The organism is Ammoniphilus soli (assembly GCF_040813775.1).
The window spans coordinates 483383-492056 of the sequence record NZ_JBEGDL010000003.1 but is presented as its reverse complement, the minus strand read 5'-3'; the positions used below and the strand labels follow the sequence as shown (position 1 = coordinate 492056).

Here is an 8674-nt window from a genome sequence, read left to right as displayed (position 1 = left end):
AAAGACTGGGCACTTTTTTCATTAGATTGATATCAGGTTACTTTCGAAATTCGGGTTTAATAAAATTGATGTCATCTTTCATGCAATAAATAATCCCGCCTTTCTATTAATCTATTAATCTATATATTCTAGTATATCTTATGCAATTAATAAGGAATGTGTAATAGATGAGAGTTGATTTAAGATAAAATTACTTTTGAGGCAGAGGAATATTTCACCTCTGGTATATTTTAAGAATTTTTACCCCTGCCGCATCTATATAAACAGGCTATTCATAGTAGGTCTCATACCTTAACCTTTTGCACTTATTTTCATAGTTTAATAGTGAGAGGATAATCTATGTAGTTAAACATATGAACAAGGAGTGTGACATAATGAACAAAACGGTGGGAATTCTTGGTGGTATGGGCCTGATGGCTACCGTTTACTTGTTCCGTGAAATCATTGAAAAAGTCGAAGATTTCAGAAGAGAATTTTAATAAAATTAAGGCTAAAAATGAATAACAGTTTGAATGTCTTAAAGAAAGCTGTTAAGTGATCTTTTTTATGTACCAACTATCTTTTTGGATATTGGTGCATGAGTAGATTGGCTTATTATTAGATGGTTTTCGGGGCATGAATAAAAGAGGGGGCCAAAAAACTTGTTAATGGGCTCCCTCACCAAATTATGGATTAGTGATATTTTTTCAAGTCAATAAATTTACCCAATAAATTCTCATACTCAATTGGGTATCGTTTAAAGCCGTTGCTTGGGGTAAATGTTATTTCACCAAAGTAAATCCGGTCATTTGGATAGTAAAGGTCAATTCGGGCGAACGCAAAATCATGGGCTAGTTTAGAGGCGATCTCAATCATCTCATCTAATCGTTTTGGTCTTTGAATAGGTTCTGAAAATTTTTTATAGATAATTTTATAGGGGAGCCTTTTCCAATTGGAGTCATAGACATCACGCTTATGTCCACTAAATCTATTTCCATCTACTTGAATGTACATAGGATTCCCATGGAAGGTGAAAAGCTTGAAATCTTTCAAATCACCTGATGGATCTTGAAGTAATTCTTCAATTATGATGCGTCCTTTTAATGGGTTATACTGCCGCTCACCAAAAAGATGATAGTAATTGGTGTTAATCCAGCTAGTTATCTGTTTCCTTGCAAGGTTCCAATCAAGCTTTGATTTGTCTTTAACGATAATATTCCAGCCGCAACCATGGGTCGCTTTAATGACAAATGATTTAGGGAGGGAGCTAATATCAATTTTATTTACATTATCATAAACTCCTATAAGGGGAATTAGGTATTGTTCTCCAATTCTTTCTTTTACAAACTCACGAACTTTATATTTATCGACGTACTTTGCAAACCTATCTAATTTCCCGTATAGTTTTATCCATTGTATTTTCTCAGAAAATGTTTGAGGATTATCCAAGTTTAATTCGTATCCATGACATTTCTTAAAATGTAATTTAATAAAGTTGATGTCATCTTTCATGCTATAAATAAGCCCACCTTTCTATTAATCTATATATTCTAGTATATCTTATGTAAATAATAAGGAATTTGTAATAGATGTGAGTTGATTTAAGATGAAATTACTTTAACCTACCTTGCAAGAGGTGGTAATTTGACATAAGAGGGATGCCAATGGCGCTTTGCTTTACGCGGCTCATTTGAGTATAGGGTACAGAATATTAAGATATAAAAATTTAGGGTATAGTCCACTTCTTCATTTCTCTGAAAATCGTTGGAAACTTGAATGTAAAAATAGAGGCAGCGGAATGAGTTCACCTGGTATGTTTCAAGAATTTTTCATCTGCCGTATCTATAAAAAACAGGCTATTCATACTAAGTCTCATACCCAAACCTTTTACACTTATTTTCATAGTTTAGTAGTGAGAGGATAATCTATGTAGTTAAACATATGAACAAGGAGTGTGACATAATGAACAAAACGGTGGGAATTCTTGGTGGTATGGGCCCGATGGCTACCGTTGACTTGTTCCGTAAAATCATTGAATCTACTCCTGCTAAGACTGATCAAGATCATTTAAAGATTATTATCTACAATAATCCTCAGATTCCTTCCCGTAATCAGGAAATCACGGGGGGAAAGGAGGATCCGCTTTTTGAGCTGATTAGGTCAGCTAGGTTACTGGAATCCTCGGGGGCAGACTTTATCCTTATTCCTTGCCACGCTGCTCACTATTGGATTGAGTCTTTAAGAAAGACAGTAGACATACCGATCTGCAGTATGATTGATATTACCGTTGACTATGTAGAAAAGTATCATGAAGAAGATTCAATTCTATTACTAGCGAATACTAACACCTTAAAAAGAAAACTGTTCGAAATCCCTTTTCGATCTCGAGGTCTTCACTTATTGTATCCAAAGCCTGACGAACAGGGGATGATAGTTTCGGCTATAAACGATGTGAAAGCTGGTTTTATTAGTAAAAACAAGTTTATCCAAAGTTTAAACGATTTAATCAAACACTACTGCTCACTTGGTGTCACTAGCGTAATCGGGGGATGTACCGAAATACCTCTTCTCTTTCCTTTTCTGGAACAACGAGTAAAGATGATTGATCCTACAGAATTGTTGGCAAGTAGAGCTGTAGCTCTTGCACGGGATGAATCACCTAATAATTGAGACTTTTATATTATGTTGAAAATGGAGGTAAATTTAAATGGTAGAAGAAATAACTATCACTTTAAAGGAATGTGAGAGAAATCATGTTGAGTCATTGATTCAAAAACTCCCTCCCTTGGACATTCGGTCTATTACCGATGAAGTAATGACCGAAGTGATTATGATAGGACGGGAGATCAAGGACACCATAGCAAGAAAACTTATTGAATTTCGGAGGAGTTCTAATCCATACGGCACTTTAGTGATCAGAAACTTACCTGTCGATCGTATGTTGCCGCCGACTCCAAGTGATGGGGGAGCTAGCCCTGCAAAATTCTCCTTTCTAAGTGAGTATTGTCTGCTCATGATAATGCTATTTTTTGGAGAGCCAATATCATACGAGGAAGAAAAAGAAGGATTATTAATCCAAAATATATGTCCTGTAAAAGGTAAAGAAAGCAAGCAGGAGAATACAGGTTCCAATCAGTTTTTCAAATTTCACACTGAAGATGCGATACACCCATATAAACCTGATCATCTAGGGTTGATCTGTTTACGTGCGGATCACGAACAAAAAGCAAAAACTCTAACTGCAAGCATATTAAGAGCCCTGCCTTACCTCCCAAGTACCGCTGTAACACTCCTTAGGAAACCACTTTATCGGCTGTATGCCCCTTCTTCGTTCATTAAATTTGGCTCCGAACGATACTCCACTGTAATTCCTATTTTGACAGGAAGTCTTTTATCTCCTCACATGTGTGTACATCTTCCGACAATGGAAGGTATTAACCGTGAGGCTCAATGGGCATTAGAAGCACTTCAAGCTGCGCTATGCAGTGTTGCAGAAGAATTTGTACTGCTACCCGGGGATATGTTAATAATTGATAATCGCTTTGCAGCTCATGCAAGAACTTCTTTCCAAGCTCGATATGACGGGAATGACCGATGGCTACAACGAATGTTCACAGTCGAAGATTTCAGGCGTACAAGTTTTAGCAGGGGATCTAAACAACATAAGTGTACCCCGCTCTTTATTGAGGAGGGGCTACGTAATGAAGAGAATTTTAATAAAATTAACGCTAAAAATGAATAACAGTTTGAATGCCTTAAAGAAAGCTGATATGTGATCTTTTTTTATTTACCAACCTTCTATTTGGAAATTGGTATCTAAGTAGATTTAGATTTTTATTTAAGATGGTTTTCGGAACATTAAATAAAAGAGGGGCCAAAAAACTTATTAATGGGCTCCCTCTCCATATTAATAACTGGATAGATGAGGGAGATATGATGTGGGAGTAGTGGGGCTTGTACAATAAAATAGGAAACACTGCAGTTGTTACCATTTAGGTTGATAGGTTTACGAAAATATAGGTTTTCATCCTATTCCCTCCTCATGTATTGTACATAAGATAGTAGAAAATATAACCAGGAGACATTGCCTTATGCCTGAGGGTGAAACAAATATTTCGGTTGTGATACCTACCTACAATGCTCTCATTTACCGGTTCGATATTCTTTTAGCCATGCTAAAAAGTCAAAAGGGTTTTCAGGAAATAGAAGTTATAGTTGTCGACTCCGGCAGTAGTGATGGGACGGTTCAGACAGCCAGGAAATATGGAGCCAAAGTAATAAACATTCCACATGAGGACTTCTCCCATTCTTATTCAAGAAATAGGGGGGGAGAATGTACATCACACAATTATATCCTATTCATTACGCAAGATGCATTGCCGCCGACAGATTCATGGCTTTTTGAACTTTTTAGCTTCATGCAAAAACATAAAGTTGCCGCCGTCTCTTGCAGTGAGACCCCGAGGGAAGATGCAGATCTCTATTCTCGCGTCCATTCATACCGTTATTACAAAAAATACCTTGGTGTGGTAAAGAAATACAAAATTTGGTCAAAGCCGAAAAAGGAAAGCTATTCACGTATGAGAAAACGGGCAAGCATATCCAATATTGCTTGTCTGTTAAAGAAAGAGATATTTATGGAATATCACTTCCGTCATGATTATGCCGAAGATCTTGACTTAGGCCTAAGATTAATCCGGGATGGAAAGAAAATAGCTTTGCAAAATCAATTTAAAATCATCCATTCCCACAATCGAACGGCTTATTATCACTTAAAGAGAGGATATATCGATACGATTTCATTATCCCAACTGTTTTCAGAGTACCAACCCCGAAAAGTTCGCAAAAAACAGTTATGTGAGGATATTGCCTACACTCTCACTGTTTTAAATTTCCTTGCTACAGAAGTGCTGGAGAAAATCCCCCTTCCTTGTTCCATTGAAAGCTATTTTAGAATTGTAGAAGATAAATTACACATTCATACTCCTGCTTATAATCCTCACTCTGTATTTTTACGTGACCATCCCTATTGCGATTCGGAGTTCCAAACCTTCCTTAAAAGCATATTGGCACAGCAAAGTGTTGGGAAAGAAATGGGATGCGATAGAAAGCTTTTAAAGTCCATCCAAAATGCGGTAAGCGACTATAAAGAGTATATGCTAAATATTTATCGCAATATCGATTACACCGTATCGCAAGATTTCAACAGAAGTCTTTTCAAGGAATTCGCCAATCAGATCGGCAAGAGGTTGGCCAGCGGCTATATAAGAAATCCTGAGAAGTTTAAAGACTTAGTAAACTTTATCAAAGATTGATTAGGCAGGATGGGATATCAATGAGTTAATTCAAAGATGAAAGGGATGAAAGGGTGTTTGAAAATCCTCTATCTAGTGCACCAGTTTTATCCTGAACATTACCGGGGTACCGAAAAGTTTGTTTTAAACATGGCGAGCATGATGCAGAAAATGGGCCATCAAGTAACGGTACTAACGCATGGCAGCTATGACTTTTCTTTTTATGACCAACAAATGGAAAATGTATACTATAAGGAAATGATGTATAAAGGGATCCCAGTGATTGTTTTCCGAATGAAAAGAAACTCCAAAAAGCTAAACCATAATTTAGGAAATGAAAGTTTGAAAATATTTGCAGGAAAGATCCTGGAATACATTAAGCCAGATCTTATTCATGTCGGGCATTCCAAAAGAGTGGCTGAATTCATTACGGTAGCTAAAACCTTACGAATTCCCTATATAATTACGCTTACAGATTTTTTTCTTATGTGTCCGAAAGGTGTCCTGCTTAATTCCAAGCGTGAATTATGCGACGGTCCTCGTTGCGGTCATCAATGCAGGTATTCGTGTCCGCAATTTTCTCAAGAGTGGGTGACCGACCGATATGCGAAGGGAAAAGACATATTATGCGGAGCTCATAAGGTGTTTGCTCCTTCCAGGTTTGTCGCTGGCAAATTCAATGAGGAATTCCCCGGGTTAAAAGTTAAGGTTATAAATCATGGGATCAAATACAGTACCATAAAAATGAATAACAGAATATACAAGGAAAACGATTCTCTCGTTTTTTGCTATGCAGGAGGATTGAAGAACCATAAGGGAGTTCATTTACTTATAGACGCATTTTTAAAATTGAAGTTTAAAAACGTACAGTTGAAAATTTTTGGGTCAGGTTGTGAAAGTTATCTCAAAAAATTAAAGAGTAAGTCTGGGGATGATCCCAGAATCGAATTCTGTGGCATATTTGAAGAACAGCACGTAGGGGAGGTTTTAAGTGGGGTAGACGCGGTGATTTTGCCTTCCCTTTGGTATGAGAATTATCCGCTGATTCTCCACGAAGCAGTAGCTTGCAGATTGCCCGTGATCTGTTCGGATGCGGGTGGAATGTCGGAAAAAATAAAAGACGGTTGGAATGGGTTTACTTTTCCCGTTGGAGATAAGAAAAAGCTAAGATCAATAATTGAAAAGGTAACTCGTGATGCAACTATATTAAATGAATTGAAAAAGAACTTGAGCTCTTCTTTGATCCCTTCTATTGAGCAAGAAGCGTATGCTTATGAAAAAGAGTATAGGCGAATTTTAGTATGGTAAGCCTGATGCAATTGGCGGAAAATAGGGAATGAAATGCTGCATGTCGTCTGTCATTAGACAAAGTATAGCAAAGCTCTGCGAAAAAGTATTTATTTCAGAAACTGTGTTTATGCTCTGTATGTTTTTGTTAAATTTTTTATAAAGAGGTGATGCAGAGTATGAAACTGGTTGGAGTTTATCTTGACGGATCAACCATGATAGACATATCTCATAAAATCCCCAAAATAAAAAATAACTTCACATATGAATTTTGGGTTAAACCAGTCGGTAAACTCAAAATTTATGAAGAATCTACCAATGGGACAACAGGAACTAAAAGTCAGAAATATATTATTGGTCCACAGTATGGAGTTAAGCCTATTTGTGCTGGAATAGGAGTATCTGTCGGCAGGAATGGGATTTGCGTGTTTGAACATACCGAAAATTATCTCCCTGCCACATTGGCCTATAGAACTAAAATTAAAGATTGGTGTCACATTGCGGTTGTATATTATAACAGGATCCCTTATTTGTATATAAATGGGGAGTTTAAAAAAAGAGGTCTCAAGAGTTCTAAGGAAACAATTTATGCATCTGGGCTTTTTGGTGGTCATGATCGATATGGCTTTTTTGAGGGAAATATCAATGAACTAAGGTTATGGGATCATGCCCGAACACCAGAACAAATTAAATATTTTACAAACTCTTCAATGAAAGAAAACGAAAAAAGTTTAGTTGTCCATTGGAATAGTAAACATTTTTTACTGAATATTGAAGGGTCCCAGGCATACTCTATTAAATATCCAGCGCCCCCCAAAAAAGATAATTTATTAATCGAAAGTAAAAAGCGAATAGAGGGGAAGCGCCATAAGCTGGAATTGAATCCCATAGACTCCGTTTCCATTGTCATCCCTACATTTAATGCAATGAGTGATTATGACTTTGTCACTTTACTTAGGATGCTGCAATATCAAAAAGGATTTAAAAAGAAGGAGATAATTGTTGTCGATTCGGGAAGTACAGATGGGACGAGTGAAATTGCAGAAAAGTATGGGGCCAAAGTTATTGGAATTTCACAAAAAGAATTTTCACATTCATATGCAAGGAATTTAGGAGCAGAGCATGCTACTCATCCATATATCCTTTTTATTACTCAGGATATCCTACCCCCATCTGAACATTGGCTATCAGAAATATATACTTATTTGAAGAATAATAACCTTGCAGCAGTTTCTTGTGCAGAAACGCCACGTGAAGATGCTGACTTATATTATAGAATATCCTCGTGGTTACATCATTGCAAATTTTTAAAATTAAAAAACTCGGATAAGATTCTATGTAAACCAAAAGAAGGAAATTATCTTGAATTACGTAAAAGTTCAAGTATTACGGATATTACATGCTTATTAGATAAGCAAATTTTCATGAAATATAAATATAGACACAGCTTTGCAGAAGATCTGGATTTAGGTGTAAGGCTAATTGGTAAAGGATATAAATTAGGTCTAATGGTAAGTACAAAAGTTATTCATTCACATAATCGTTCTCCCTATTATTATTTAAAGCGATCATTCGCGGATACTATTTCCTTATCTGAAATTTTTAAAGATTTACCCATTTCAAACATTACATTCAAACCTTTGGTTAAAGATATTTTGTATACCTATAATGCTTTATACTCCATATTTCCTGAAAATGTACAAACAAGGAAGAAGATTAGACTAGAAAACTTTGAAGGCTATGTTAGAAACAGTTTTGAAAACTATAAGTGTATAAATTATCCGATATCTATTTCATTATCTCCCTGCAAATATATTGATAGTGCCCTTTATTCTTTATTAGAAGAACTTCATCCTTTGTACTCCATTAGTCAAGATCAGAAATATGATGGTTGTCTAATTCGATCATTATTAAAATGGTTGAAGGTTTCAAGTGACTATATGCATCGAATGAATGATGTATTAGATGAAAAATTACTGGAAGATTATATCCAAAGTATTTTTAAGGCATTTGCCTCTAGAATAGGTTCAATGCTAGCACAATGTTATAAAAGAAATAATATTGAAGGAAATGTTAAACAATTAATTAAATCTCTTAAGGAGGGAGTGTGAGAA

Annotated in this window: 6 protein-coding genes; 5 read left to right on the top strand and 1 reads right to left on the bottom strand. The window is 36.0% G+C overall.

Going from position 1 to position 8674, the window contains the following annotated elements; all coding sequences use genetic code 11:
- Nucleotides 1-672: 672 nt before the first annotated feature.
- Nucleotides 673-1491 carry an ATP-grasp fold amidoligase family protein gene (locus ABLT31_RS10260; protein ID WP_367751337.1) on the bottom strand — a complete coding sequence of 273 codons (819 nt, stop codon included), beginning with the start codon at nt 1489-1491 and terminating at the stop codon, nt 673-675.
- A gap of 450 nt (nt 1492-1941) precedes the next feature.
- On the opposite strand from ABLT31_RS10260, the gene cuyB reads away from it, so the two are divergent.
- The 5 genes from cuyB (at nt 1942) to ABLT31_RS10235 (ending at nt 8671) form a co-directional block, all read left to right on the top strand.
- Complete coding sequence (cuyB, locus tag ABLT31_RS10255; protein WP_367751335.1) at nt 1942-2649, top strand: cysteate racemase; 708 nt, start codon at nt 1942-1944, stop codon at nt 2647-2649.
- Between the two features lie 37 nt (nt 2650-2686).
- Nucleotides 2687-3721: a TauD/TfdA family dioxygenase gene (locus tag ABLT31_RS10250; protein WP_367751333.1), complete on the top strand. Its 1035-nt coding sequence runs from the start codon at nt 2687-2689 to the stop codon at nt 3719-3721.
- Nucleotides 3722-4070: 349 nt separating this feature from the next.
- Nucleotides 4071-5294: a glycosyltransferase family 2 protein gene (locus ABLT31_RS10245; RefSeq protein WP_367751331.1), complete on the top strand. Its 1224-nt coding sequence runs from the start codon at nt 4071-4073 to the stop codon at nt 5292-5294.
- Between the two features lie 36 nt (nt 5295-5330).
- Nucleotides 5331-6581 carry a glycosyltransferase family 4 protein gene (locus ABLT31_RS10240; RefSeq protein WP_367751329.1) on the top strand — a complete coding sequence of 417 codons (1251 nt, stop codon included), beginning with the start codon at nt 5331-5333 and terminating at the stop codon, nt 6579-6581.
- Between the two features lie 158 nt (nt 6582-6739).
- Nucleotides 6740-8671, top strand: a complete 1932-nt coding sequence (locus ABLT31_RS10235; protein WP_367751327.1) for a glycosyltransferase — start codon at nt 6740-6742, stop codon at nt 8669-8671.
- The last annotated feature ends 3 nt before the right edge of the window (nt 8672-8674 follow it).

Excerpts from the sequence above, each read along its gene's own strand:
- ABLT31_RS10260 (WP_367751337.1), bottom strand. The coding sequence starts at position 1,491 with ATGAAAGATGACATCAACTTTATTAAATTACATTTTAAGAAATGTCAT.
- cuyB (WP_367751335.1), top strand. The coding sequence starts at position 1,942 with ATGAACAAAACGGTGGGAATTCTTGGTGGTATGGGCCCGATGGCTACC.
- ABLT31_RS10250 (WP_367751333.1), top strand. The coding sequence starts at position 2,687 with ATGGTAGAAGAAATAACTATCACTTTAAAGGAATGTGAGAGAAATCAT.
- ABLT31_RS10245 (WP_367751331.1), top strand. The coding sequence starts at position 4,071 with ATGCCTGAGGGTGAAACAAATATTTCGGTTGTGATACCTACCTACAAT.
- ABLT31_RS10240 (WP_367751329.1), top strand. The coding sequence starts at position 5,331 with ATGAAAGGGATGAAAGGGTGTTTGAAAATCCTCTATCTAGTGCACCAG.
- ABLT31_RS10235 (WP_367751327.1), top strand. The coding sequence starts at position 6,740 with ATGAAACTGGTTGGAGTTTATCTTGACGGATCAACCATGATAGACATA.